Source organism: Streptomyces sp. NPDC092370 (assembly GCF_044755265.1).
In the GTDB taxonomy this organism is placed as follows: Bacteria; Actinomycetota; Actinomycetes; order Streptomycetales; family Streptomycetaceae; genus Streptomyces.
The window spans coordinates 651880-676844 of record NZ_JBIVQO010000002.1 but is presented as its reverse complement, the minus strand read 5'-3'; the positions used below and the strand labels follow the sequence as shown (position 1 = coordinate 676844).

General features: G+C 73.1%; 20 protein-coding genes. 13 read left to right on the top strand and 7 right to left on the bottom strand.

Features of this window, described 5'->3' with window-relative positions; translation table 11 throughout:
• Positions 1-26: 26 nt before the first annotated feature.
• Positions 27-1283 (bottom strand): D-arabinono-1,4-lactone oxidase, encoded by a 1257-nt coding sequence (locus tag ACIQHQ_RS09650; RefSeq protein ID WP_402611214.1) that lies wholly within the window; start codon positions 1281-1283, stop codon positions 27-29.
• Positions 1284-1459: 176 nt separating this feature from the next.
• On the opposite strand from ACIQHQ_RS09650, the gene ACIQHQ_RS09645 reads away from it, so the two are divergent.
• The 6 genes from ACIQHQ_RS09645 (at position 1460) to ACIQHQ_RS09620 (ending at position 8996) form a co-directional block, all read left to right on the top strand.
• Positions 1460-2467, top strand: coding sequence for a hydroxyacid dehydrogenase (locus ACIQHQ_RS09645; RefSeq protein WP_402611213.1), 1008 nt, complete (start codon positions 1460-1462; stop codon positions 2465-2467).
• Between the two features lie 134 nt (positions 2468-2601).
• Positions 2602-3921 (top strand): radical SAM protein, encoded by a 1320-nt coding sequence (locus ACIQHQ_RS09640; RefSeq protein ID WP_402611211.1) that lies wholly within the window; start codon positions 2602-2604, stop codon positions 3919-3921.
• Between the two features lie 237 nt (positions 3922-4158).
• Positions 4159-5652, top strand: a complete 1494-nt coding sequence (locus tag ACIQHQ_RS09635; RefSeq protein WP_402611210.1) for a cellulose binding domain-containing protein — start codon at positions 4159-4161, stop codon at positions 5650-5652.
• A 208-nt stretch (positions 5653-5860) separates the two neighbouring features.
• Complete coding sequence (gene rsgA, locus ACIQHQ_RS09630; RefSeq protein ID WP_402611209.1) at positions 5861-7006, top strand: ribosome small subunit-dependent GTPase A; 1146 nt, start codon at positions 5861-5863, stop codon at positions 7004-7006.
• A gap of 83 nt (positions 7007-7089) precedes the next feature.
• Positions 7090-8505 carry a DNA-3-methyladenine glycosylase 2 family protein gene (locus ACIQHQ_RS09625; RefSeq protein ID WP_402611208.1) on the top strand — a complete coding sequence of 472 codons (1416 nt, stop codon included), beginning with the start codon at positions 7090-7092 and terminating at the stop codon, positions 8503-8505.
• The gene (locus ACIQHQ_RS09620; RefSeq protein ID WP_402611207.1) at positions 8502-8996 is read left to right on the top strand and encodes a methylated-DNA--[protein]-cysteine S-methyltransferase; all 495 of its coding nucleotides are present in this window, start codon (positions 8502-8504) and stop codon (positions 8994-8996) included. The genes ACIQHQ_RS09625 and ACIQHQ_RS09620 overlap by 4 nt, the downstream gene beginning before the upstream one ends.
• Before the next feature lie 3 nt (positions 8997-8999).
• On the opposite strand, the gene ACIQHQ_RS09615 is transcribed toward ACIQHQ_RS09620, so the two are convergent.
• Positions 9000-9482, bottom strand: a complete 483-nt coding sequence (locus tag ACIQHQ_RS09615; RefSeq protein WP_402611206.1) for a DUF456 domain-containing protein — start codon at positions 9480-9482, stop codon at positions 9000-9002.
• 1644 nt (positions 9483-11126) lie between these two features.
• Between ACIQHQ_RS09615 and ACIQHQ_RS09610 the strand changes: the two genes are divergently transcribed.
• Together ACIQHQ_RS09610 and ACIQHQ_RS09605 are read left to right on the top strand one after the other, a co-directional pair.
• Complete coding sequence (locus ACIQHQ_RS09610; RefSeq protein ID WP_402611205.1) at positions 11127-11999, top strand: protein phosphatase 2C domain-containing protein; 873 nt, start codon at positions 11127-11129, stop codon at positions 11997-11999.
• Between the two features lie 66 nt (positions 12000-12065).
• Positions 12066-13808, top strand: a complete 1743-nt coding sequence (locus ACIQHQ_RS09605; protein WP_402611204.1) for a pyruvate dehydrogenase — start codon at positions 12066-12068, stop codon at positions 13806-13808.
• Here ACIQHQ_RS09605 and ACIQHQ_RS09600 read toward each other — a convergent pair.
• The gene (locus ACIQHQ_RS09600) at positions 13805-15118 is read right to left on the bottom strand and encodes a helix-turn-helix domain-containing protein (RefSeq protein ID WP_402611203.1); all 1314 of its coding nucleotides are present in this window, start codon (positions 15116-15118) and stop codon (positions 13805-13807) included. The two genes, ACIQHQ_RS09605 and ACIQHQ_RS09600, sit on opposite strands and share 4 nt — an antisense overlap.
• A 230-nt stretch (positions 15119-15348) precedes the next feature.
• On the opposite strand from ACIQHQ_RS09600, the gene ACIQHQ_RS09595 reads away from it, so the two are divergent.
• Entirely contained in the window at positions 15349-15972 is a 624-nt protein-coding gene (locus ACIQHQ_RS09595; protein WP_402611202.1) for a hypothetical protein, read from the top strand.
• Positions 15973-16404: 432 nt separating this feature from the next.
• On the top strand, positions 16405-16887 hold the full coding sequence (locus ACIQHQ_RS09590) for an ATP-binding protein (RefSeq protein ID WP_402611201.1): 483 nt from the start codon (positions 16405-16407) through the stop codon (positions 16885-16887).
• A 57-nt stretch (positions 16888-16944) separates the two neighbouring features.
• Here ACIQHQ_RS09590 and ACIQHQ_RS09585 read toward each other — a convergent pair whose 3' ends face one another.
• Both ACIQHQ_RS09585 and ACIQHQ_RS09580 read right to left on the bottom strand, forming a co-directional pair.
• Positions 16945-17985 (bottom strand): DUF2637 domain-containing protein, encoded by a 1041-nt coding sequence (locus tag ACIQHQ_RS09585; protein ID WP_402611200.1) that lies wholly within the window; start codon positions 17983-17985, stop codon positions 16945-16947.
• Between the two features lie 304 nt (positions 17986-18289).
• On the bottom strand, positions 18290-19141 hold the full coding sequence (locus ACIQHQ_RS09580; protein WP_402611199.1) for a (2Fe-2S)-binding protein: 852 nt from the start codon (positions 19139-19141) through the stop codon (positions 18290-18292).
• A gap of 176 nt (positions 19142-19317) precedes the next feature.
• Between ACIQHQ_RS09580 and ACIQHQ_RS09575 the strand changes: the two genes are divergently transcribed.
• Positions 19318-20115: a GntR family transcriptional regulator gene (locus tag ACIQHQ_RS09575; protein WP_402611198.1), complete on the top strand. Its 798-nt coding sequence runs from the start codon at positions 19318-19320 to the stop codon at positions 20113-20115.
• Positions 20116-20516: 401 nt separating this feature from the next.
• On the opposite strand, the gene ACIQHQ_RS09570 is transcribed toward ACIQHQ_RS09575, so the two are convergent.
• Positions 20517-21284, bottom strand: coding sequence for a hypothetical protein (locus ACIQHQ_RS09570; RefSeq protein WP_402611197.1), 768 nt, complete (start codon positions 21282-21284; stop codon positions 20517-20519).
• Positions 21285-21449: 165 nt separating this feature from the next.
• A complete protein-coding gene (locus ACIQHQ_RS09565) occupies positions 21450-23120 on the bottom strand; it encodes a PucR family transcriptional regulator (protein WP_402611196.1) in 1671 nt (556 codons plus the stop codon).
• 378 nt (positions 23121-23498) lie between these two features.
• On the opposite strand from ACIQHQ_RS09565, the gene ACIQHQ_RS09560 reads away from it, so the two are divergent.
• Entirely contained in the window at positions 23499-24380 is an 882-nt protein-coding gene (locus ACIQHQ_RS09560) for an FAD binding domain-containing protein (protein ID WP_402611195.1), read from the top strand.
• Positions 24380-24964, top strand: coding sequence for a (2Fe-2S)-binding protein (locus ACIQHQ_RS09555; RefSeq protein WP_402611194.1), 585 nt, complete (start codon positions 24380-24382; stop codon positions 24962-24964). Before ACIQHQ_RS09560 ends, ACIQHQ_RS09555 begins: the two co-directional genes overlap by 1 nt.
• Position 24965: the final 1 nt, after the last annotated feature.

Below are 24965 nucleotides of genomic sequence, written 5' to 3'. Positions count from 1 at the left end.
GACGGCCGACCGGCCCCGGTGTCCGGCTACGCGCCCGCGAGCACCTCCCGCACGAAGGTGTTGGTGAACTTCCCCCGGGGGTCCAGCTCCCGCGTCAGCGCCCGGAAGTCGCCGAGCCTCGGATACAGCTCGCGCAGGGCGGGGGCGGGTACGGCGAACACCTTGCCCCAGTGCGGCCGTGCCTCGAAGGGGGCCAGAGCCTCCTCGACCCGCCGCACCACCGGCAGCACCGCCCCGGTGTCCTCGATCCAGGTGAAGTGCGCCGCGACGGTGTCCCGGCCGTGGGACGGGCTCAGCCACTGGTCGTCGCCGGCGACCGTGCGCACCTCGCAGGTCTGCAGCACGGGTGCGATCGTCTCGCGGATCGCGTCGAGCGCGTGCAGCATCTCCACGGCGTGCCCGCGCGGCAGCAGGTACTCCGACTGCAGTTCCGCCCCGCTGCTCGGGACGAACTCCGCCCGGAAGTGCGGCAGTCGCTGGTGCCACGGCCCGGGCACACCGAACTGCTCGGTGCAGTTGAGCGCGGGCATGCCCGGCACCGGGTGCATCTTCTCGGTGGCGGGAGTGGCCCAGGGGAAGGCGGGCAGCGGCTGGTCGGTACGCCGCTTGAGCCACACCTGACGGAAGCCCGGCGCCCGCCAGTCGGTGAACAGGCTGACGCTGTACCCCGTCGCCATCACCGTCTCGAACGCCCCCTGGTCCAGGCCCTCCAGCGGCAGTTCGGTGAAGACGTGCTGCTCGACCTCGTAGGCCGGCTCCAGGTCGAGGGTGAGCGCGGTGACGACGCCGAGTGCGCCGAGTGAGGTCACGGCCCCGCCGAACCGCTCATCGCCCCGGCCCATGGCGACCGCCGAACCGTCGGCCGTGACCAGCTCCACCTCCCGCACGCACGCCGAGAGCGGGCCGTTGAGCACCCCCGAGCCGTGGGTGCCGGTCGCGACCGATCCGGCCACCGAGATGTGCGGAAGGGACGCCATGTTGTGCAGCGCGAGTCCCTGCCCGTGCACCCGGCGGGCCAGTTCCGCGTAGCGCACGCCGCCGCCGACCCGGACCGTACGGGCGGCCGTGTCGACGTCCACCTCCAAGGGCAGATCGGCCAGCGACAGCAGGACGCCCTCGGGACCCGGTTCGGCGATCTCGTTGAACGAGTGCCCGCTGCCCAGGACCCGCACCCGCTCGCTGCCCCCGACGAGCGCGCGCAGCGCGGCGAGCGAGCCGGGCCGGTGCAGCTCCTTGGCCGCGTACGTGATGTTGCCCGCCCAGTTGGTCACAGTCCCGTTCATGGCGTCGTCCTTCCCCGAGGCAGCGGGGACCGGGAAGTCCCCGCCGGAACCTACCCGGCCCGGTGTCCATTGCCGCCGCCGCCCGGCCCGGCCTACCGTAGGCACGGTAGAGAGCGGTTTCTACCCCGGTGGGGGAAGCCGTTCCGCAGCATCCCCCGAGCCGGAAGGTCACCTCCTTGAGCCAGCGCCCGAAGGCACTGTTCGCCATGGCCGCCGAGAACGTGCCGCAGGTCTTCCCGCCCGGGGTGCTGTCACGGCTGCGCGAGTCCGTGGACATCGATGCGGACCTCGTGGCCCAGGACTTCACCGACCCGCGTGTCCTCGACGCGCTGGCCCGGACCGAGATCCTGGTGACCGGCTGGGGGTGCCCCCGCCTCGACGAGGCGGTCCTGGACGCCGCTCCCCGGCTGCGGGCGGTGCTGCACTCGGCCGGCTCCGTGAAGTCCTTCGCCACCCACGCCCTGCGCGAGCGCGGCGTCGCCGTCTCCTCGGCCGCCGCCGCCAACGCGCTGCCGGTCGCCGAGTACACCCTCGCCATGATCCTGCTCGCCGGGAAGGACGTGCTCGCCGCCCGCGACCGCATGCGCACTTCCCGCACCCGCGCCGGCTGGAGCGTCATCCCCGGCATCGGCAACTACGGCCGCCGGGTCGGTGTCATCGGCGCCTCCCGCATCGGCCGCCGCGTCCTCGACCTGCTCCGCCCCTTCGACCTGCGCCCCGCCCTCACCGACCCGTACATCGACGAGCGGCAGGCCGCCGCGCTCGGCGTCTCCCTGCTGCCCCTGGACGAGCTGCTGCGCACGTCCGGCATCGTCACCGTCCACGCCCCCGAGACGCCCGAGACCCACCACATGATCGGCCGCCGTGAGCTGGCCCTGATGCCCGACGGGGCCGTGCTGATCAACACCGCCCGCGGCGCGCTGGTCGACCACGACGCCCTCGTGGGGGAACTGCGCACCGGGCGCCTGACGGCGATCCTCGACGTCACCGACCCCGAGCCGCTCCCCGCCGACTCGCCCCTCTACGACCTGCCCGGCGCCTTCATCACCCCCCACCTCGCGGGCTCCCAGGGCAACGAGCTGGCCCGGCTCGGACTGACGGTCGCGCAGGAGGCGGAACGGCTGCTGGCCGGGGAGGAGCCGGCGCACGCGGTCGACTGGGCGGCACTGGCTCGCGAAGCCTGACCCGCTCGCCCACCCCGGCGAGAAAATCGTCACGAACAGGACGTTCCATCGGCTCGGGGGGACCCGGTACCGGCCACGTACACCCATGGGCATACCGTGAGGAGTCGTACGTCCGAACCGGGAGGAGACACGGGATGGGCAGCCGTACCGCGCTGGTCGAGGATCTGATGGAGCGGTTCCCGCACGTGCCGCGGGAAGCCGTCTTCAAGGAGGACCTGCTCCGCGGCGGAGTCGCCTTCGACCCGTCCGCGCTCAGCGACAACGAGGGCGGCGAGGTCAAGCCGAAGTCGTACTTCATCTTCTCCTTCGACCACGGCACCCTGCCCGAACTGGGCGAGGCCGCGCTGCGCCGGCCGCCCGAGGAGATCATCCTCACCGGCGGCCCCTACGACCTGCGCCGCACCGTCGTCTCGGTCCGGGTGAACCCCTCCTCGCCGTACCGTGTCGCCGCGAACGAGGACGGGGTGCTCGGCCTCTACCTCGACGGCAAGCGGATCTCCGATGTCGGCGTGCCGCCCATGCCCGAGTACTACCGGCACACCCTCTCCAACGGGAAGTCGGTCATGGAGGTCGCCCCGACCATCCAGTGGGGCTACCTGATCTACCTGACCGTCTTCCGGGTCTGCCAGTACTTCGGCGCCAAGGAGGAGTGCCAGTACTGCGACATCAACCACAACTGGCGCCAGCACAAGGCCGCAGGCCGGCCCTACACGGGCGTGAAGGACGTCGAGGAGGTCCTGGAGGCCCTGGAGATCATCGACCGCTACGACACGGCGAAGGCCTCCACCGCCTACACCCTCACCGGCGGCGCCATCACCAAGACGGTCTCCGGCCGCGACGAGGCCGACTTCTACGGCCACTACGCCAAGGCCATCGAGGAGCGCTTCCCCGGCCGCTGGATCGGCAAGGTCGTCGCCCAGGCGCTGCCCCGCGACGACGTCCAGCGCTTCAAGGACCACGGGGTGCAGATCTACCACCCCAACTACGAGGTGTGGGACGAGTACCTGTTCAAGATGTACTGCCCCGGCAAGGAGCGGTACGTCGGCCGGGACGAGTGGCACAAGCGGATCCTCGACTCGGCCGAGATCTTCGGCGCGCGCAACGTCATCCCCAACTTCGTGGCGGGGGTGGAGATGGCCGAGCCGTTCGGCTTCAAGACGGTCGACGAGGCCATCGCCTCCACCACCGAGGGCCTGCGCTTCTTCATGTCGCACGGCATCACGCCCCGCTTCACGACCTGGTGTCCGGAGCCCACGACGCCGCTCGGCAAGGCCAACCCGCAGGGCGCGCCCCTGGAGTACCACATCCGCCTGCTCCAGGCCTACCGGCAGACGATGGAGGACTTCGGCCTCTCCTCGCCCCCCGGCTACGGCCCGCCCGGTGCCGGCAACGCGGTCTTCTCGGTCAGCTCCTTCATGGACAGTCTCCCGGCCGACGAACCGACCGCTGTTTGATAACGCTTCGATGACGTCTTCCTGCGTGGTGGCACGGCATTGAGCAGCAGGGCGGCCGCACCCGTATGACACTCCGGAACCGGAGCCACGGGGGTGTGGCCGCCCTGTCGTGATATCTGAACAGGGCGCTTGTCAGTTGTGCGGGAGGCGTGAAAAGCTCTTGCCCTGCCGCGAGGGTTTCCCCCAACTCCGATGCCGATGTGGCGAGTTGACCTCGCTTGTGGATGCAGGAGACTCATGCCCGACCTGCCGACCCCTCAGGACGCCGCCGAGGCCGCGCTGTTCTCCGAGTGCTGGGACGCGGTCCTCGCGTACGCCGACCTGTGCACGTCCGGTTCCACCGCCGCCGCACAGCTGGGCCGCGAGGCGTTCGCACACGGGATACGCGAGGCGCGGGCCGCCGAATCCGGCCCGGTCCGAGGTACCGGCCGCCGCCCGACCCGCCTGCCCCGCATACCCCTGCTGCTGACCTCCGTACGCACCACGGCCGCGGCCTGGGAAGAGGAGGGGCAGGGCCACAAACTCGACCCCGACCTGCGCCTGTGGCTCAACTCGGACAAGGCCGCCCGCTACACCGGCCCGCCCCTGCAGCGCCCGCTCGCGCTGCGCGGCCTGCGCGATCTGCAGCAGCCCGACGCGGAACTGCTCTGGTTCGCCGAGGTGGAGGCGCTGCCGCTGCCCCTGGTCGCGCGCCGTCTGGGCCTCGACCCGGCCGACGCCGCCGAGGAACTCCAGCAGGTACGCACCCTGTTCCGGGAACGCTGCCACCGCAACCACCTCGACACGCCGATGGACGCCCGGTGCCGCAGCTACGCCCGGCTGCTGGACGCCGTCACCCGGTCCTCCTCCGCCGAGACCCCCGGCGACCTCTCCCGCCACCTCGCCACCTGCGTGCAGTGCGCCGAGGCCGCCGCCTGTCTGCGCCTGCACGGCGGCGGACTGCCCGGTGCGCTGGCGGGCGGAGTGATCGGCTGGGGCGGCCTCGCCTACCTGGAGCGCCGTCGGCGCGCCGCCGAGGTGCGGCTCGGCGCGGGACGCCCAGGCGCCGCCGGCCGGACGACCACAGAACCGGAGGACGCGGAGCAGAAGGCGCGCGTCGCACGCAACGGCTTCCTCGTCGCCGCGGTCCTGGTCTCCGTGCTGGCCCTCGGCGTCTCACTGATGCCCTTCGGAGGCGAGGGCGACGACCTCGGCGCACGCGACGGCATCGATCGTCAGCCGGTGGCCGGTCCCGGCCCGTCCCTGCCCTCCGCCCCGTCCCTGCCGCCCGCGACCTCGAAGCCGGCCGCCCGGAACACGGAGAGGACCGAGCGGCCGGACCCCTCCGGCACGCCGGAGAACAAGAACCGCCACACCGAACCGCAGGGCACCTCCTCACCCACCCACCGGGCCGAGCCCGGCGAGCGCGGCGAGCCCGCCTGCCGGGTCGAGTACGACCTGGTCAACCAGTGGCCCGACGGTTTCCAGGCCACCGTCACCGTCACCAGCGCCGAGTCCCTCGGCTCCTGGCGCCTCGCCTGGTCCTTCCGGGACGGCCAGCAGGTCGGCCAGATGTGGGACGCCTCCGTCGCCCAGAACGGCTCCCGCGTCACCGCGACCGCCGCCGACTACAACAAGTCGGTCCCCGCGGGCGGCGACCTGGCCTTCGGCTTCCTCGCCTCCTGGCACGGGAAGAACTCCCCGCCGTACGACTTCGAGCTGAACGGCCAGGCCTGCGCGAAAAGCAGTTGACGCACCACCGCCGGGACGGGATAGCGTTACGGCGGTTCCACGCACACGGCGGATCCACGACGAGCACAAGCAGAAGAACGAGGAGGTGTCGACCGATGGCTGTCACTGCGATGAGCGCTGCCCGCGCCCAGTTCATCACGTCCACCTCCGTGGCCGCCGGCTGATCCGACCGACTGTCGGGCCGGGGCCGACCTGAGAAGGGTCACCCTTGTCTTCCTCTTCTGCTTCATCCGTTTCCTCCGCGCTCGCTCCCTACGGCTGGGACGAGGCCTGGGCCGAGGCGTTCGCCCCCTACGCGACGGAAGGGCTGCTGCCCGGCCGTGTCGTCCGGGTCGACCGCGGGCAGTGCGACGTCGTCACCGCCGACGGGCTGCTGCGGGCCGACACCGCGTTCGTCACCCCGCACGACCCTCTGCGGGTCGTGTGCACCGGCGACTGGGTCGCCGTGGAGCCCGGTGGGAACCCGCGCTACGTGCGCACCTGTCTGCCGCGCCGCACCGCCTTCGTCCGCTCCACCTCCTCCCAGCGCTCCGAGGGGCAGATCCTCGCGGCCAACGTCGACCACGCCGTCATCGCCGTGTCCCTCGCCCTCGAGCTGGACCTCGGCCGCATCGAGCGCTTCCTCGCGCTCGCCTGGGAGTCCGGGGCCCAGCCCGTCGTCGTCCTCACCAAGGCCGACCTCGTGCCGGACGGCGTGACCCGCTCGCACCTCGTCCAGGACGTGGAGACGAGCGCGCCCGGCGTGCCGGTCGTGCCGGTCAGCTGCGTCCACGAGGGGGGCACCTCCCCGCTCGAGCGCAGCCGAGAGTTCGGGGGAGGGCTCGCCCTGCTCGCCGCGATCGTCGGCGGGGGGACGTCCGTGCTGCTCGGGCAGTCCGGCGCGGGCAAGTCGACCCTCGCCAACGCGCTGCTCGGCGAGGACGTGATGGCCGTCCAGGCCACCCGGGACGTCGACGGCAAGGGCCGTCACACCACGACCACGCGCAACCTGCTCGCACTGCCCGGCGGGGGCGTCCTGATCGACACCCCCGGACTGCGCGGCGTCGGTCTGTGGGACGCCGGGGCCGGTGTCGGGCAGGTGTTCTCCGAGATCGAGGAACTGGCCGAGCGATGCCGCTTCCACGACTGCGCCCACGAGGCCGAGCCGGGCTGCGCCGTGCTGGCCGCCATCGAGACCGGCGAACTGCCGGAACGACGGCTGCAGAGCTATCGCAAGCTCCTGCGGGAGAACCAGCGCATCGTCGCCAAGACCGACGCCCGCCTGCGGGCCGAGATCCGCAAGGACTGGAAGCGGAAGGGGGCGATCGGCAAGGCCGCGATGGAGGCGAAGCGCGGACCGTACCGGCGTTCGTAAGCGCGCCGCCGGGCCGCATCCGCGCCGAGCATGGTGTCCGATTTCCGCCAGCGGCCGCCCGGCCGACGGCGGAGACTGGACCTGTGACGGACCAGGGAACGGACCAGGACACCAGGTACGAGGCCGTACGCAGCCGCGACGCCCGATTCGACGGCGTGTTCTTCTTCGCCGTCGAAACGACCGGCATCTACTGCCGGCCGAGCTGCCCCGCGGTCACCCCGAAGCGGGCCAACGTACGGTTCTTCGCCACGGCCGCCGCCGCGCAGGGCTCGGGATTCCGGGCCTGCCGGCGGTGCCGCCCGGACACCGTGCCCGGCTCCGCCGAGTGGAACGTCCGCGCGGATGTGGTCGCCCGGGCCGTACGGCTGATCGCCGACGGCGTGGTCGACCGGGAGGGCGTGCCCGGCCTCGCCGGACGCCTCGGCTACAGCGCACGGCAGGTGCAGCGGCAGCTCACCGCCGAGCTCGGCGCCGGACCGGTCGCGCTCGCCCGGGCCCAGCGGGCCCACACCGCGCGCGTCCTGGTGCAGACCACCGAACTGCCGATCACCGAGATCGCGTTCGCGTCGGGCTTCGCCAGCGTGCGGCAGTTCAACGACACGATCCGGGCCGTGTACGCGTCGACCCCGAGCGAGCTGCGCGCCGCCGCCCCGAAGAACGGCCGGGGCCGCCGTACGGCCACACCGGACGCGGGCATCCCGCTCCGGCTCGCCCACCGCGGCCCCTACCGGGCCGGACCCGTCTTCGACCTGCTGGAACGCGAGGCCGTGCCCGGCATCGAACAGATGAGCGGCCCGCCCGGCGCCCGCACCTACCGACGCACCCTCCGCCTCCCGTACGGCACCGGCATCGTCGCCGTCGACGAACGCCCCGGCACCACGCGGACCGGACTCGGCGCCCACCCGGGCGGCTGGCTCGACGCCCGGCTGCACCTCAACGACCCGCGCGACCTCACCACCGCCGTCCAGCGGCTGCGGAGGCTCTTCGACCTCGACGCCGACCCGTTCGCCGTCGACGAGCGGCTCGCCGCCGACCCGCGGCTGGCACCTTTGGTCGCCGCCCGGCCCGGGCTGCGCTCACCGGGCACCGCCGACCCGGAGGAACTCGCGGTACGCGCACTGGTGGGGCCCGCGGAGGCGGAACGACTCGTACGCCGCTACGGCAAGACCCTCGACGCCCCCTGCGGCAGCCTCACCCACCTCTTTCCCGAGCCCGCCGTCCTCGCCGGGGCCGAATCCGGCGGCACTCTCGGCGCGCTCAGCGCCGCCCTCGCCGACCACGCCGTCCGCCTGGACCCCGGCGCCGACCGGGAGGACGCGTGGCACGCCCTGCGGGCCGTGCCCGGGCTGGACGCCCGCACGGTCGCGGTCATCCGCACCCGCGCCCTCGGCGACCCGGACGTGGCCCCGCCGGGCCTCGACGCCCCGGACCACTGGCGCCCCTGGCGCTCGTACGCTGTGAACCACCTGCGCGCAGCAGGGGAGTGGGAGTCCCGATGACCGACCCGACCTACTGGACGAGCGTGCCCGGCCCCCTCGGGCCGCTGCTCCTGACCGCCGCCCCGACCGGCGAACTGACCTCCGTGTCCGTGCCCGGCCAGAAGGGCGGACGCGAGGTGCGCGACGACTGGCGGCGCGACCCCGGGCCCTTCCGGGAGGCCGAGGAGCAGCTCACCGCCTACTTCGCCGGGGAGCTGAAGGAGTTCCACCTGGCCTGGCGCGCCGAGGGCACCGCCTTCCGCGAGAAGGTCTGGGACGCCCTGGACGACATTCCCTACGGCTCGACCGTGACGTACGGCGAGATCGCCGCGCGCATCGGGGCGCCCCGGGCGGCCGTGCGGGCCGTGGGCGGTGCGATCGGGGCGAATCCGCTGCTGGTGGTCCGCCCCTGCCACCGGGTGATCGGGGCGGACGGCGCACTGACCGGATACGCGGGGGGCCTGGATCGCAAGGTGCGGTTGCTGACGCACGAGGGCGTGCTGCCGGCGTGAGACTCAGCCCCAGAAGATCGCGCCCACCCAGGCCGCCGCGATCAGCTGGCAGGTGAACAGTTCGGCCAGGATGCTGGAGCCGCCCGCGCGCATGACCGTGCGCAGGGCGGCCACCGCGTCGGCGTGACGGCCGAGGCGCAGCCGTTCGAAGAGGTAGACACCGGCCAGAAATCCCGGGATCGCGCCGAGGACGGGGATCAGGACGAAACCGAGGACGGAACCGGCTCCGGCGTAGGCCAGCATGCGGCTGTTGGTGCGGTTCACGCGCAGCCGCCGGGGTGGCAGGGCCCAGCGCACGCCCAGCGAGACGAGCAGCAGGACCGTGGCGCCGACCAGCACCCACCAGGCGACGGGCTGCGGATCCTTCAGCGCCCACCACAGGACCGCGGCCCACACCAGCCACGATCCCGGCATGGCGGGCAGCAGCACTCCGCACAGCCCGAGCAGGATGACCAGCCCGACCAGCAGGAGGTCCCACACTCCCATCTGACCAGAGTGCCGGAACACGCGAGAACGCGCAGGTCAGCAGCGTGGTGAGGGCTCAGACCCGCAGGTCAGCCGCTCGCGGACCGCCGGACGTGAATATCGCATGACCGTTCTACGGCTCACTCGACGTGTCGTTCACCGGCGGGTGACTGGCCGGTTTTTTCCACAAGCCCCGTTTTCATCCCGCGCGTGCGGTGGACAATGACCGGCATGAGCCAGCAGGGGGGAAGGCCCACCGGTCACGAGGACGACTGGTGGAGGCAGTTGTACGACGACTCCACCGACGACACGGGTCCCACACCGGCACCGGACTCCCTCGACGACCGGTTCGCGTCCGCGTCGGGGGCCGTGGGAGACGGTCCGGAAGGACGGTCCGGCTCCGCGGCCGGGCCGGTGAAGCGGCCCTCCGGAGCGGAGCCGATGGTCCCGGCACCCCGGGCCGGGGCCGACGACATGATGGACGTGCTCCGCCCCGACGGCCGGACCCCGCAGAGCGCCCCCTGGGAGCCGCCCCCGGCCCGCCCCCCGGGGCCCGTGAGCTTCCCGACGGCGGCGAAACCACCCGGCCGGCCCGCCGATGCCCCGCCCTCGCACGGGCATCCGGGCGGCGCACCCCCGTCGGCCGGCCTCCGTACGCCCTCGGACGAGCACCCGGGCGATGCGAACGCGCCGGCCGGCCCCGGTACGTCCGCGGCAGAGCGCCCGGGTGGACCGACCCCGCCCGCAGCCTCGTCCCGCACGCCCTCGGCCGAGCGGACAGGCGACACGCCGCCCGCGGCCGGCCCCCCTACGCCTCCCGCGAGCCCGGGGCAGCCCCCCACCTCGACGTTCCCCGCGTCGCCAACGCCTCCGGCCCCTCCGCTCCCCGCGGATCCTCCGGCCCCTCCGCTCCCCGCGGATCCTCCGGCCCCTCCGCTCCCCGCGGACTCCCCGGCTCCTCTGCCCCCCGCGGACTCCCCGGCCCCTCCGGCCCCCGCGGACCCCCCGGCCTGGTCGGGCCCCGAGGCCCGTCCGGCCACGGCGGCCGGCACACCCACGAGTCCCAACCCTCCGGCAGTCGCCCCGCCCCCCGACGAACCGGTGTCCGCACCACCCGAGGCGGGTCACCGGGCCTTGCCCGGCGCAGAGCCCGGTTCCACGGCGCGTCCGGCCATGGCCGCCTGGCCTCCCGTGCCGCCACGGGCCGGTGCCTCGCCGTCGAGCATTCCCGATCAGCCGCCCGTGCCCCCACGCCCGGCCGAGCCGCCTTCCGCGGCCCCCGGCCCCACAGGCCCTCCTTCGGCGCCGCCACGCCCGGCCGAGCCGGTGCCCGGGGCGCGACAGCCCGCCGACGTACCGCCCGAGGCGTACCGCCCGGCCGAGCCGGTGCCCGAGGCGCAACGTCCCGCCGACCCGTCACCCGACGGGCGACGCCCCACCGGCTCACCCGCCACCCACCGCCCCGCCGAGCCCTCGCATCCGGCTCCGCCCCCGCCTCCGTCCTCGCCCCCCGTCACCACAACCGCGACCGACCAGCCCGGCCCCCGGATCGAGCGCCCGGCGCCCACTCCCGGGTCCCGTGGTCACGTCGGAACCCGGCCGCCCACCTACGACGCCGAACCCACCGCTCTCCCGGCCGCCGATCCGGATGATCTCGATGACCTCGTGGCGGACACCGTGCTGGACGGCGCCCGGTACGGGGCCTGCACACTGCGGGCCGTTTCCGTGCGGGGGGACTCGGCGCGGTACCGGGGAGACCCCCGCAGGGATGCGCTGCTCACGGCCCGATTCGGCGCGGGGGAGCAGGCGCTGGTGCTGGTGGCGATGGCGACCGGGGCCCGGGCCACCCGCGGTGCGCACCGGGCCGCCGCCGAGGCCTGTCACTGGATCGGGCGGGCCGTCGGGCGCAGTCACGCACGTCTGGTCGAGGACATGAGGGACGGCCGGCGCGGCGACCTCAAGTCCGGGCTGCACCGGCTCACCGACCGCAGTCTCGGCAGGCTGCGGGCCAGCGCCTCCGAGCAGGGCATCGACCCCGAGGAGTACGCGGCCAACCTGCGCTGCCTGCTGCTGCCGGCCGATCCCGCCTGCCGTACCCGCGTGTTCTTCGGAGTCGGGCCGGGCGGACTGTTCCGGTTGCGGGAGGGGGAGTGGCAGGACATCGAGCCGCAGGTCGCCCAGGTCAAGGGCGAACCCGTCGTGGGGTTCGGCTCGCCGCCCTCCGAGACCCCAGAGGGCGACCGGCTCACCATGGACCTGGGCATCCCGACACCGCCCAGCCCGTACGAACCGGCCCCGGAACCGCCCCGCGAGCCCTTCCGGTTCCGGACCTCCGTCGCCCGCCCGGGCGACACGCTCCTGATGTGCAGCGGCGGTCTCGCCGAGCCCCTGCGCGCTGAGCCCGAACTGGGCGAGTACCTCGCCGAGCGGTGGTCCCGGCCCGAACCGCCCGGCCTCGCCGCGTTCCTCGCCGACTCCCAAGTACGGGTCAAGGGTTATGCGGACGACCGTACGGCCGCAGCGGTGTGGGAGGCGTGAGCGCGGCCCGTGTGACTTGATGGAACCCGGAGGGATCCCAGGAGACCGAAGGGGCAGACGAGAACCATGGCCAAACAGAACGTCGCGGAACAGTTCGTCGACATCCTCACCCGTGCCGGAGTCAAACGCCTCTACGGGGTCGTCGGCGACAGCCTCAACCCGGTCGTCGACGCGGTCCGCCGCAACTCCGCCATCGACTGGATCCACGTCCGGCACGAGGAGACCGCCGCCTTCGCCGCCAGTGCCGAGGCGCAGATCACCGGCGGGCTCGCCGCCTGCGCCGGGTCCTGCGGTCCCGGCAACCTCCACCTCATCAACGGCCTCTACGACGCCCACCGCTCGATGGCCCCGGTCCTCGCTCTCGCCTCGCACATCCCCTCCAGCGAGATCGGCCTCGGCTACTTCCAGGAGACCCATCCCGACCGGCTGTTCGCCGAGTGCAGCCACTACAGCGAGATGATCTCCAGTCCGAAGCAGATGCCCCGGCTGCTCCAGACCGCCATCCAGAACGCCGTGGGCCGCAGCGGCGTCAGCGTCGTCACCCTGCCCGGTGACATCGCCGACGAGCCCGCCCCGGAGCAGGCCGTCGAGACCGCCCTCGTCACCTCCCGGCCGACGGTCCGCCCCGGTGACGCCGAGATCGACCGGCTCGTCGAGATGATCGACGAGGCAGGCAAGGTCACCCTGTTCTGCGGCAGTGGCACCGCGGGCGCGCACGCCGAGGTCATGGAGTTCGCCGGGAAGATCAAGTCGCCGGTCGGGCACGCCCTGCGCGGCAAGGAGTGGATCCAGTACGACAACCCCTTCGACGTCGGCATGAGCGGGCTGCTGGGATACGGCGCCGCCTACGAGGCCACCCACGAGTGCGACCTGCTCATCCTTCTCGGCACCGACTTCCCCTACAACGCCTTCCTCCCCGACGACGTGAAGATCGTCCAGGTCGACATCCGGCCGGAACACCTGGGCCGTCGCTCGAAGCTGGACCTCGCGGTGTGGGGCGATGTACGGGAGACGCTGCGCTGTCTGATCCCGCGGGTGAAGGAGAAGAAGAACCGCCGCTTCCTCGACCGGATGCTGAAGAAGCACGCGGACGCGCTGGAGGGGGTGGTGAAGGCGTACACCCACAAGGTCGACAAGCACACGCCGATCCACCCCGAGTACGTGGCGTCCGTACTCGACGAGGTGGCCTCCGACGACGCCGTGTTCACCGTCGACACCGGCATGTGCAACGTCTGGGCCGCCCGCTACATCTCACCCAACGGCCGCCGCCGCGTCATCGGTTCCTTCTCTCACGGTTCGATGGCGAACGCGCTTCCCATGGCGATCGGCGCGCAGTTCACCGACCGCAAGCGGCAGGTCGTGTCGATGTCCGGCGACGGCGGCTTCTCCATGCTGATGGGCGACTTCCTGACGCTGGTGCAGTACGACCTGCCCGTGAAGGTCGTGTTGTTCAACAACTCCTCGCTCGGCATGGTCGAGTTGGAAATGCTGGTCGCCGGCCTGCCGTCGTACGGCACCGCCAACAAGAACCCCGACTTCGCCGCCGTCGCCCGAGCCTGCGGTGCCTACGGGGTGCGCGTCGAGAAGCCCAAGGACCTCGCCGGGGCCCTGAAGGACGCCTTCAAGCACAAGGGGCCGGCCCTCGTCGACGTCGTCACCGATCCCAACGCGCTGTCCATCCCGCCGAAGATCAAGGCCGAGATGGTGACCGGCTTCGCCCTGTCCGCCTCGAAGATCGTGCTGGACGGCGGGGTCGGCCGCATGCTGCAGATGGCCCGGTCCAACCTGCGCAACGTGCCGCGGCTCTAGCTGTAGGGCGTCCACCCACGCGCGGAGGTGTCGTACACGTAGCGGGGCAGGCCCTCGATGCCGCTGGTGCGGAACGGGCGGCCGTCGTCGTCGATCCGTACCGTGCCCGTGCGGCCCTGGGAGGACCAGTCCAGCTCCAGGTACCAGCGGCAGTCGCACGCCTGGGTCCTGGCGTTGACGAGCAGCACCTCGGGGTCCCGCGCGGAGACGCGGTAGGGCATGCGCACCGCCGGGATCGGCGTACCGGCGTCGCTCCCGGCGACCGCGCGGGCGATGGGGCGGTCCTTGTCCAGGTTCACGTCGAAGGAGCGCGGGGTGATCGAACCGCCGCAGCCCCGGTCCATGGCGTAGGCGTTGCCCTGCGCGGGTGTCGTGCGCCCCACCACGCGCACGCGCAGGGCCTCCAGTACGACCGCCGTGTCGGTGCGCCCCTGCACGGAGAGCTGTACGAGCGTCTCGCCGCCGTGCACCGCGTTCTGTGAGGCGGCCCAGACCCCGGCGTCCTGCGGGACGGGCGGCGGCGGCACCTGCCCGGGCGGCCTGGCGACGACGTAGTCGTGTCCGCAGCCGAGCTTCCACGCCTGGGAGTCGGCGGACCAGGTGAGGGGGGTGGCGGGGGCCGGCGCGTCGGCGGGCGGGGTGGTGCGGGCGGAGGGAGAGGGGGAGGGCTTCTTCTTCGCGGTGGCGGAGGGCGCGGGCCGCCGGGCGGTGGGGGAGCCGCCGTTCGGGGCGGGGGAGGCGCTCTTTCCGTCCGGGGCATCGGCCTGTGCCGTACCGGACGGGGCCGGGCCGGCCGACGGGGCACGGCCGTCGGTGGACGCACGCCGCCCGTCCGGCAGTGCGGCCAGGCTCCCGAGTGCCGCGAGCACCGCGCAGGCGGCTGCCAGTCCCACCGTGACGCGTCCACGGCGGTACCAGGGGCGGCGGGGGAGCGGCGGCGCCTCATCGGCAGGACCGTCGTCGCCGGCCGGTGCGGTCTCCGGTTCCTCCGCCTCGGCGGCGACCGCGCCCTCCTCGGCCGCACCGGCCGCACCGGCGGCGCGGGGCCGCTGCCGTGCCGCGACCGCCAGGAGCCAGCGGCGGTGGAGTTCCAGACGTTCCTCCGGGGACGCCCCGCACAGGGCGGCGAAGCGCTCCACCGGGGCGAAGTCGACGGGGACCGCCTCGCCCGCGCAGTAGCGGTGCAGGGTCGAGGTGTTCATGGCCAGGCGCCGGGCCAGTGAACCGTAACTGCGGTCCGTGCGTTCCTTCAGCGTCCTCAGCAGCGCCGCGAACTCTCCGACGTCGTCCACGTCGTGCTGTGCCGACACCGTTCCCCCGTCCTCATGGTCCGACCCGGCCCGGAACGGCATCCCAGGCACCTCATGTACCTGCACGTCAGACGGGCTGGGATGGTTCCACCGTGCCGGATCGGATGCGGGCTGTTGCGTCCGCCCGGTGTGACCGCTGATGCTTTTGGTGCCGCACCGACCAGGTCCGGGCCGACCAGCCGGCCTGACAGCGGCATCGATCATCCACGCAATCACCACGGGGGACACTCATGTCCAAGCACGTCCGAGCGAGCGCGCTCACCGCCCTCACCGTCGCCGCCCTCGCGGCGGGCACGGTCCTCACGGCACCGGCCGCCGGTGCCGCGCCGAAGGCCGCGGCTCCGAAGTTCCTGTCGGCGTCCCAGCTGCCGCCGCACCCGACCTCGGCCTGGACGGCCGGCCCGGTCACCGAGGGGTTCCCGGAGGGACTCGGCTTCTGCGTGAGTACGGAGGGTGTGCCCTCCTACGACTACCGGCACCGGGAGTTCCGGACCGACCTGGACACCAGCGCCGTGCAGTTGACCGTCGTGGCGGACACAGCCGCCCTGGCCAAGGCCCTGGCGAAGCACTACGACGACCTGATCCGCACCTGCGCCGATCGCATCGAGGAGTCCTCCCCGGACATCGAGGCCGAAGGCCGGGACTACGGTTCGCTGCCCGTCGAGGAGGGCGCCCGCGTGCGTGGCCTGCACACCGAGACGTCCTGGGGTGCCACGGACATCTCGCTGCTGTCCGTCGGGCGCGACGGCAGGACGGTCACCGTCGTGGGCTGGGGTCAGATGGGCGACTTCGGGGATGCCCCCGTCGGCGCCTTCAAGAAGACGACGACCACCGCCGTCAACAAGCTGTACTGACCGCGCCCGACGGAAGACCGGGGGCCGTCCTCCCGCCACGGGGGTGGGGGAGGACGGCCCCCTACTGCTCGTGGCGGCCGTGCGGACCGTCGTACTTCGGCCAACTTCACCGCAGCGCCGCGCACTCCCGTTCGCCGCCCCGGCTCTTCACCGCGTACGCAGGGATCGGCAGCCGGCCCTCGGCCCATCGTCCGATCTCCGGCGGTCAGGATCCACCTGCGGACTCTGACCGGCTACCCTCTTGTCCCCCTCCCCTCCACCGCCGTACCGCTCGGCGACCCGCCGCCCGGCCCGCCCGGCCCGGTCCGTCCCGGTGGCCGAACACCCGGTCGTTGACGATGCGACATGACTGCCGCATGCCCGTTGGGGCATGGATCTCCGTGAACGTGTTCGAGCAGGAGGGGAACCGACATCGGCGCGCGGGCGGGGGTCATGGAGAGGCAGGCACGACGAGGCGGTCCCGTAGCGATCGGGGGCTTCTCGGCGAAGACGGTGGAGGACAGGACCGACGACGTCAGGGAGCAGGCGCCGGCGCCGCAGTTGAGGCGCAGACTCGGGCGGGCGGACCTGCGGGCCGTCCCGGAGGCCCGCAGGGCCCTGCGGGAACTGCTCGGACAGTGGGGGAAGCACGGACAATCGGACGTCGCGGAACTTCTCACCAGTGAACTCGTCACCAACGCGATCGTCCACACCGACCACGACGCGGTCCTCACGGCCACCGTCGGACCCCACGGACTGCGGGTGGAGGTGCGGGACTTCGTGGCCCGCAGGCCCCGGGTGCGGGTGGCGGTCCCGGACGAGGGCACGAACGGCAGGGGCCTGCTCCTGGTGCAGTCCCTCGCGGACGCCTGGGGGGTCCGGCCGCACGGAGTGGGCAAGGCCGTCTGGTTCGAGCTGGAGGCCGAGGCGGCCTGAACGCCGAAGGGGCGCGGCCCGCAGGCCGCGCCCCATCACCGCCGTTTCGTGGCTCGGCTAACCGAACTGCTGCTCAAGGTCCTTGAGCTTGCGCTCCAGGGAGTCCAGACGCGGCAGTGCCATGGTGTCGTCCTCCGCGGTGAGGTCCACGGTCACCGGGTCAGCGCCTTGGCGCGCCGGCTGAAGGGAGGGACGCGAGCGGACGGGCAGGGGCTCCGGCGCCGCTATGGCAGGCTCCGCGGAGACCTGCGAGGAGCCGCGCTCCACCTGCACCTCGAGCTGCCGTCCGCCGCCCCGGCCGAAGTGGCCGCGGTGACCGCGGCTGATCGCCTTCAGCTGCGCACGTTCCACGCGCTGCTGGTCGCGCCTGCGCTGCCGGGCCTCTTCCTTCTTGCGCTTGTCCTCGCGCACCTCGTCGACCGCCTCGTCCAGGCTGCGCACACCCTCGAGGAGCATCAGCGACCAGGCGCGGTAGGTCTCCCGGGGGGCCCGCAGCCAGCGCACCATACGGATCTGCGGCAGCGGGCGGGGCACCAGGCCCTGCTCCCGCAGGGCGGCCCGGCGGGTCTGCTTCAACGCGCGGTCGAAGAGGACCGCCGCCGACAGGGACATGCCCGCGAAGAAGTGGGGGGCACCCGCGTGGCCGGCGCCCCGGGGCGCGTGCACCCAGTTGAACCAGGCCGCGGCGAAGGCGAACGTCCAGACCAGTATCCGGGAGCCGAGCGCCGCGTCACCGTGGCTGGCCTCGCGTACCGCGAGGACGGAGCAGAACATCGCCGCACCGTCCAGGCCGAACGGGACGAGGTACTGCCAGCCGCCGGACAGTCCGAGGTTCTGCTCACCGAAGCCGACCAGGCCGTGGAAGGAGAGCAGGGCGGCGACGGCCGCACAGCAGAAGAGCAGGAGGTAGGAGAGGGTGCCGTAGAGGGCTTCCTTGCGTCTGCGGCGTTCCTCGCTGCGCTCCCAGGAGTCGTCCGCGCTCGTGTCCTTGACCGAGGAGCGCTTGCCGCGCGCGAGCACCGCCACCGCTGCCAGCATGCCCAGGAGAAGCACGGCGCCCGGAAGCAGCCAGTTCAGCGATATGTCGGTCAGTCTCATCTGGGTGGTCCCTTGCATTGGGATAGGGCGTAACGCCCGCCATAGTGGCCCAATCCCATCGGCCCTCAGGGGGTTTCGGGGCAAGAGGCCGCCAAGGAAGTGCAAGGGGATGCCCAGGGCGGCGTTCTGCTCGAACTGCCGCTTGAGGGGCGGGAGTTGAGTTCGAACAAGACTACCCGTACGAGTGGTTCTCCGGAAAGTTCCCGTGGCCCGTGGGGAAGGTGGGAATCGCCTGTGGGTGTGTGGGTGTCCGGTTCCGCGATGATCTTACGGGACGTCGGGAGTGATCGATCCCGCGCCTAGGTCAACTGGCCGTGGCCAGCAGCTTGGTGACCCGGTCGGTGTCACAGGTGCGCGGGCAGGTGGCGCAGGTGTCCTCAGGGCGCAGCGTGTAGAACATGCAGCAGCTCGCGCGGTCGCGGGTGAGCAGCGGCTCGCCGCCGGGGCCGGTCAGCTCCCGGAACGCGGCCGTGCCCACGTACGGCTTGGTCGCGCCCGGCAGGAGCAGCTCCAGCTCGCGCATCGCGCGTCGCTCCTCGGTCTCACCGAACAGCTGGGCGACGTACCAGAGACCCTCGACGATCTCGTCGGTCGCCATACCCCACAGGGCGCGGCCGCGGCGCCGCATCCGGGGGCCGAAACCGGTCAGGACCGGCTCCAGGTGCTCGGCGACCGCCGACCGCACCTCCGCCCGCAGCGCCTCCTCGTCCGGCACGACCCGCGCGCCGGGCAGTGCGGCCGCCGCGTCGCCGGGCAGGCAGGCGAAGTCGGAGGGGCGGACGGCCAGGTGCCCGAGGGCGTGGCCGGGGGCGGTGCGGTCGTACGAGACATGCGTCACGGGGTAGCGGGGGACCCGGCGGTGCCAGAACCACGGCACGGTGATCAGGAGGCAGGCGGGCCAGGCGTAGCGGTGCAGGCCGAAGCCGGCGACGACGTCGGGGCGGGCCTGCGTGCCGTAGTCCCGCTCGATCTGGTCCACGTCCCACGCCAGGAAGCGGTCGAGGGCGGGGCCGGCGGCCGCGAGGTCGGCCGCCGCGGTCCAGCCGCCGCCCCGCGGTGCCCGGTCCTCCTCGGTCAGTTCGGTGACGGCGAGCCCCGGGAGGACCTCGGCCAGGCGGGTGTAGGCGCCGGAGACGGCCGAAAGGGGCGCGGGCATGTGATCACCGATCCGTCGGGGTGCACGGGGTTCTTGAAGGTAAGCCTAACCTTACTCAAGACCGGCGGAAGTTGAACGGGGATGTGTTCCGGGGGCCGGGGCGCTTATGGTGCTTGACGGACGAGTAACAATCCGCCGTCATGGCCCCAAGTACCGATACGTCCGGAGGAGGACCCGTGAAGCAGGGAGCGCAGGGCTCCGCGGAAACGGGGACTCCGTGGGCGGCCGGTCCGGCCGCGCCGGACGGGCCTGCCGGGCAGGCGCGGGTGCCGCAGCAGTCCGGGGCGGTGCGGGGGGAGCACACGCACGGTGAGCGGCCCGCGCCACGGGCTCGGCCGGTGGTCCAGCGGGCCTCCGTGCGCGGGCAGATCCTGGACGCGCTGCGTGCCGCGCTGGTGGCCGGGGATCTGCGGCCGGGAGAGGTGTACTCGGCGCCGGTGCTCGGCGAGCGGTTCGGGGTCTCGGCGACGCCGGTCCGGGAGGCCATGCAGCAACTGGCCCTCGAAGGGGCCGTCGAAGTCGTGCCCAACCGCGGGTTCCGGGTGGTCGAACGGGGTGTGCGGGAACTGGCGGAACTGGCCGAGATCCGCACGCTGATCGAGGTCCCGGTGATGCTGCGCCTGGCCCGTACCGTCCCCGTCGAACGCTGGGCCGCGCTGCGCCCGCTCGCCGAGGCGACGGTCCGCGCGGCGTCCTCCGGCTGCCGCGCGACCTACGCGGAGTCCGACCGGGGATTCCACCGGGCCGTGCTGTCCCTCTCGGGCAACGAGCAGCTGGTCCGGATCGCGGAGGACCTGCACCGCAGGGCGCAGTGGCCCCTGGTCGGGGGCGTGCCGGGGGGTCGGGGGCGGGCCGACCTGGTGGCGGACGCGCACGAGCACACGGCGTTGCTGGACGCGCTGATCGCGCGGGACCTGGATGTGGTGCGGGCGCTGGTGGGCGAGCACTTCGCGGGGGCGGCGGCGGCCGGCTGAGCGGCGATGCGGGTGCGCGCAGCGCCCGCTCGCCGGCTGACCGCCGACTCCGCGGTGTCTGCGCCGAGCAGGTCACGCTCGTCGTGCCGCCCTCGGGCAGGCGGGTGCGCCGGCGCCTCGGTCGCCTCCGGCTCGTCGGGGTGCGCGTGCTTCGCCGGGTGCGGGCCGGGGCCGCGCCGGGGGTGTCCGTCCTCGGAAGGGCGCGATGGGGTGGGATGCCGACTGACTGACCGTCGAAGCCGGCCCCGCCCCGGTGCCGGCCTGCGCGCCGAAGGGGGGCGGCACGGGCCGGATGGCGGGGCCCCTGTTCGAGGGAAGTCGAGAGCTCGCGGGAGGCGCCCCGTCGCGCCCGGTCGCGCGCCCACCCCAGCTCAGCCTCGACGCCGGGTACCCCTACCCCCTCAAGCCGTCGCAGCCGGCGGTACCGGCACAGCCAACTGGCGGGACAGCCACGTCGGTACGCCTCCGAGCAGCCGGAACAACCGCCGGGCCTCCTCCCGTAGCCGGGACGCCTCCGGCTCCGTCTCGGTGTCGGCGAGGGACACCAGCGCCGGGGCCGTACCGACGAGGTACCCCAGCTCCTCCCGGATCCGCAGCGACTCCGCGAAACCGTGCCGCGCCTCCGCCAGCTCCCCGTCCCGCAGGGCCAGTCCCGCGAGGTGACGCCACGTGAAGGACAGCAGCAGCAAGTCGGAGTGTGCCGTCGCCCCCGCATGGGCGCGACGGTACGCGGCCCGCGCGGCCTGGGGCGCGCTCGTCAGGTTCTCCGCCAGGAGGCCGCGACGGAAGTCGAGCAGGGCCCGCGCCGGGGCCCCGGGTGGGACCAGCGCCGCCGCCCGGCCCAGCGCGGCCCGCGCCTCGTCGGCCCGGTCCCGCACCGCGAGCAGGGTCGCCGCGTAGGCCAAGTACCCGCGTTCACAAGCGGCCGCGCCCCGTTCGTCGTCGCTGTGGGCCATCGCCTCGGCCGTGCGCAGCGCGTCCTCGGCCTCCTCCCAGCCCTGCTCGGTGTAGAGACACCGTTCCACCAGCAACGACGCGCGTTGAAGCGCCGTCGCCGGTGTGGCCGGCAGCAGCAGGGCGGCCGCGTCGGCCCAGCACCCGCGGGAGCGCAGCCGCCATACCGCGGTCTGGAGGGGATCGTCACCGGCGGTCGTTCCGTTACCAGACATGGCGGTATGCGCCACGTTGCCCTCCCCGAGCACGCCATCGAGCTGTTGAGTGGTGGCGGCATCTCAGCACGAATCGGCGGGCCGGGCCAAGAGGGTGGGTGAAGGATTTCACAAAGTCGTGGGACTCGGGGGTGTCCCGGGTTTGCCGCCGGGACACCCCGCGTATCAGCTCATGCGCAGTGCCAGGAAGAAGTCCAGCTTGTCCTCCAGGCGCGACAGGTCACGACTCGTCAACTGCTCGATTCGCCCGACCCGGTAGCGCAGCGTGTTGACGTGCAGGTGCAGACGGCCGGCGCAGCGGGTCCAGGAGCCGTCGCAGTCGAGGAAGGCCTCCAGCGTGGGGATCAGCTCGGCGCGGTGGCGGCGGTCGTAGTCGCGCAGGGGGTCCAGGAGGCGGGCCGTGAAGGCCCGGCGGACGTCGTCCGGGACGAACGGCAGCAGCAGGACGTGCGAGGCCAGTTCCTGGTGGCCGGCCGCGCAGACCCGGCCCGGGCGGGCCGCGGCGACCCGCCGCGCGTGACGGGCCTCCTCCAGCGCGCCGCGCAGGCCCTCCGCCGAGTGGACGGCCGCGCTGACGCCCAGGGTGAGGCGGCCGTCGCCGTCGAGACCCGCCGTCAGGGGGTCTCGCACCGATTCCAGGAGCGCGTCGGCGAGGACGCCCGCCTGCGAGCCGTCGTGCTCCGTCGAGACGGCCGGAAGGGGCACCAGGGCGATGGCCTCGTCGCCCGTGTGGGCCACGGCGATGCGGCCGGAGTGCTCGGGCCCGGCGGCGGGGTCGACGAGGACCTCCTCCAGCAGGGCCTGGGCCACCGGGCCGCCCTCGATCTCACCGCCGTCCCAGTCGACGCGGGCCACGACCACCTGCCAGTGCGGCGCGGTGCCCAGGCCGGGCAGCAGCACCGGTGCCGCCACGCGCAGCCGGGCGGCGATCTCCGCGGGTGCCGCGCCCGTCTGGACCAGTTCCAGGACCTCCTGGGCGAGGCGGCGGCGGACCGTGCGGGCGGCATCGCGGCGGTCCCGTTCGACCGCGATCAGCTGGGTGACGCCGTAGAGCAGGTCCAGGCGCTCCTCCGGCCAGTCCCCGGCGTCCGCCTCGACGGCCAGCAGCCAGTCCGACAGGACGGTCTCGCGGACGTCCCGGGGGTGCTGCGGGGAGCGGCCCGTGGAGCGGACCGGGAACAGGGAGTACGTGGTGGCGCCCAGGACGGCGCGGTGCGGCCCGCGGCGGCCCGTGCGGGTGGCGGCCAGGTGTTCTCCCGCGAGCCGGGCGCACGTCCCGGCCGGCAGGGCGGGGCCCGCCGCCTTCGAGCCCGCGATCAGGCGGCCGGTGGGGGAGAGAACCCAGGCCCGCAGGTCCAGGTCCGTGCCGAGCAGGTCCAGGACCACGTCCGGGCCGCCGCCCGCCGGGCCGGAGGTCATCATCCGGCGGTGGCGGTCGACGACCGCCGCGAGGTCGCCGGCGCGCTCGCCGGAGACCTGCCGTACGACGTGCTCGGTGATCGTCGCGAACGCCACCGACTCGTGCACCGCGAAGAGCGGCAGGTGGTGGCGGGCGCAGGCCACCACCAGGTCTTCGGGGACGTCCCCGAGCTCGGCCTCGCCCGCGGCGAGTGCCGTCACGCCCGCCTGCACCAGGATCCGGACGAAGGGCTCCGAGTCGTCGGCGTCCCGGCGCCAGGCCAGGCCCGTGAGCACCAGCTCGCCGCCCGCCAGGTAGCGGCTGGGGTCGCGCAGGTCGGTGGTCATCACACCCCGCACGGTGCGGTCCAGCTCGTCCTCGCCGCCGAGCAGCTTGAGGCCCAGCGCGTCGGTGTCCAGCAGTGCGCGCAGCCGCATTCTCGTCGCCGCCGTTCTTTGTCTCGAAATCTATGGTGGATCGTGGAGGGACATGCGAGGAGCGTCTGTTCGGAGGGTGGCGGGCGATGCCCACCGACCCCCCGGGCCGTGTCCGGGTTGTGCCCCAGGTCACGCGGCTGTGTCGCGCGTTTCCACAGGAGAACGAGGAGGTTTCCGATGCCCTCCGTTCATACGAATCTACAAGATGCCTCTCCTGGCCAGCCAACTCCTTCATGGTTTCCGTGACTGACTCGCTCGGCGCAGTGCGCTGTGTACTGAGCCCACTACGCGTCAACAGCACAGGTACGAGCCGGGACCGCCGCACACGGATTGGCTCAATCTGAACGCCCCACGAGAAGACGGAGAAGAGAGCCGGTCATGGACTTCCTTCGCCCCGCCAGCTGGGAGGAGGCGCTCGCCGCGAAGGCGGAGCACCCCTCGGCTGTGCCGATTGCGGGTGGCACCGACGTGATGGTCGAGATCAACTTCGACCACCGCCGGCCCGAGTACCTCCTGGACCTGAACCGCATCGGCGATCTCTCCGAGTGGGAGGTCGGCGAGGAGAGCGTGCGGCTGGGTGCCTGCGTGCCGTACACCAAGATCATGGAGAACCTGCGCACCGAGCTGCCGGGTCTCGCCCTCGCCTCGCACACGGTCGCCTCCCCGCAGATCCGCAACCGCGGCGGCGTCGGCGGCAACCTCGGCACCGCCTCCCCGGCCGGTGACGCCCACCCCGCCCTGCTCGCCGCGGGCGCCGAGGTGGAGGTCGAGTCGGTGCGCGGCACGCGCCGCATCCCGATCGACGCGTTCTACACGGGCGTGAAGCGCAACGCGCTGGAGCCCGACGAGCTGATCCGCGCCGTGCACGTGAAGAAGGCCGACGGACCGCAGCAGTTCTCCAAGGTGGGCACGCGCAACGCCATGGTCATCGCCGTCTGCGCCTTCGGGCTCGCCCTGCACCCGCAGACCCGGACGGTGCGGACCGGGATCGGCTCGGCCGCTCCCACCCCCGTCCGGGCCAAGGCCGCCGAGGAATTCCTGAACGCCGCGCTGGAGGAGGGTGGCTTCTGGGACAACGGACAGATCATCACCCCGTCGGTCGCCAAGCAGTTCGCGGATCTGTGCTCCGGCGCCTGCAACCCGATCGACGACGTCCGGGGCACCGCGAGCTACCGCCGCCACGCGGTCGGCGTCATGGCCCGCCGCACACTGACCTGGACCTGGGAGTCCTACCGCCGCACCATCGAGGGAGCTGCGTGATGCGCGTCAACTTCACGGTCAACGGCCGTACGCAGGAAGCCGACGACGTGTGGGAGGGCGAGTCCCTGCTGTACGTGCTGAGGGAGCGGCTCGGGCTGCCGGGTTCGAAGAACGCCTGTGAGCAGGGCGAGTGCGGCTCGTGCACGGTCCGGCTGGACGGTGTGCCGGTGTGTGCGTGCCTGGTCGCCGCCGGGCAGGTGGAGGGCCGCGAGGTCGTCACCGTCGAAGGGCTCGCCGACTTCGCCAAGCAGCGTGCGGAGCACGGCGGTTGCGACACCGGCGCCTGCGGCACCTCGCTCCAGGACGCCCGGCAGTGGGCGGCGAGGGGGCAGGACTCGCAGACCGGCGAGGGCACCGGGCTCGCCCCGATCCAGCAGGCGTTCATCGACGCCGGCGCCGTGCAGTGCGGCTTCTGCACCCCCGGTCTGCTGGTCGCCGCCGACGAGATGCTGGAGCGCAATCCGAACCCGACCGACGCGGACATCCGCGAGGCGCTGTCGGGCAACCTGTGCCGCTGCACCGGTTACGAGAAGATCATGGACGCGGTCCGTCTCGCGGCCGCCCGGCAGGGAGAGGGAGTCTGAT

What these genes read in the sequence shown, in the direction of transcription:
- ACIQHQ_RS09650 (WP_402611214.1), bottom strand. Translation starts at nt 1,283, where the DNA reads ATGAACGGGACTGTGACCAACTGGGCGGGCAACATCACGTACGCGGCC.
- ACIQHQ_RS09640 (WP_402611211.1), top strand. Translation starts at nt 2,602, where the DNA reads ATGGGCAGCCGTACCGCGCTGGTCGAGGATCTGATGGAGCGGTTCCCG.
- ACIQHQ_RS09635 (WP_402611210.1), top strand. Translation starts at nt 4,159, where the DNA reads ATGCCCGACCTGCCGACCCCTCAGGACGCCGCCGAGGCCGCGCTGTTC.
- ACIQHQ_RS09620 (WP_402611207.1), top strand. Translation starts at nt 8,502, where the DNA reads ATGACCGACCCGACCTACTGGACGAGCGTGCCCGGCCCCCTCGGGCCG.
- ACIQHQ_RS09615 (WP_402611206.1), bottom strand. Translation starts at nt 9,482, where the DNA reads ATGGGAGTGTGGGACCTCCTGCTGGTCGGGCTGGTCATCCTGCTCGGG.
- ACIQHQ_RS09605 (WP_402611204.1), top strand. Translation starts at nt 12,066, where the DNA reads ATGGCCAAACAGAACGTCGCGGAACAGTTCGTCGACATCCTCACCCGT.
- ACIQHQ_RS09595 (WP_402611202.1), top strand. Translation starts at nt 15,349, where the DNA reads ATGTCCAAGCACGTCCGAGCGAGCGCGCTCACCGCCCTCACCGTCGCC.
- ACIQHQ_RS09590 (WP_402611201.1), top strand. Translation starts at nt 16,405, where the DNA reads ATGGAGAGGCAGGCACGACGAGGCGGTCCCGTAGCGATCGGGGGCTTC.
- ACIQHQ_RS09585 (WP_402611200.1), bottom strand. Translation starts at nt 17,985, where the DNA reads ATGAGACTGACCGACATATCGCTGAACTGGCTGCTTCCGGGCGCCGTG.
- ACIQHQ_RS09580 (WP_402611199.1), bottom strand. Translation starts at nt 19,141, where the DNA reads ATGCCCGCGCCCCTTTCGGCCGTCTCCGGCGCCTACACCCGCCTGGCC.
- ACIQHQ_RS09570 (WP_402611197.1), bottom strand. Translation starts at nt 21,284, where the DNA reads ATGTCTGGTAACGGAACGACCGCCGGTGACGATCCCCTCCAGACCGCG.
- ACIQHQ_RS09565 (WP_402611196.1), bottom strand. Translation starts at nt 23,120, where the DNA reads ATGCGGCTGCGCGCACTGCTGGACACCGACGCGCTGGGCCTCAAGCTG.
- ACIQHQ_RS09560 (WP_402611195.1), top strand. Translation starts at nt 23,499, where the DNA reads ATGGACTTCCTTCGCCCCGCCAGCTGGGAGGAGGCGCTCGCCGCGAAG.
- ACIQHQ_RS09555 (WP_402611194.1), top strand. Translation starts at nt 24,380, where the DNA reads ATGCGCGTCAACTTCACGGTCAACGGCCGTACGCAGGAAGCCGACGAC.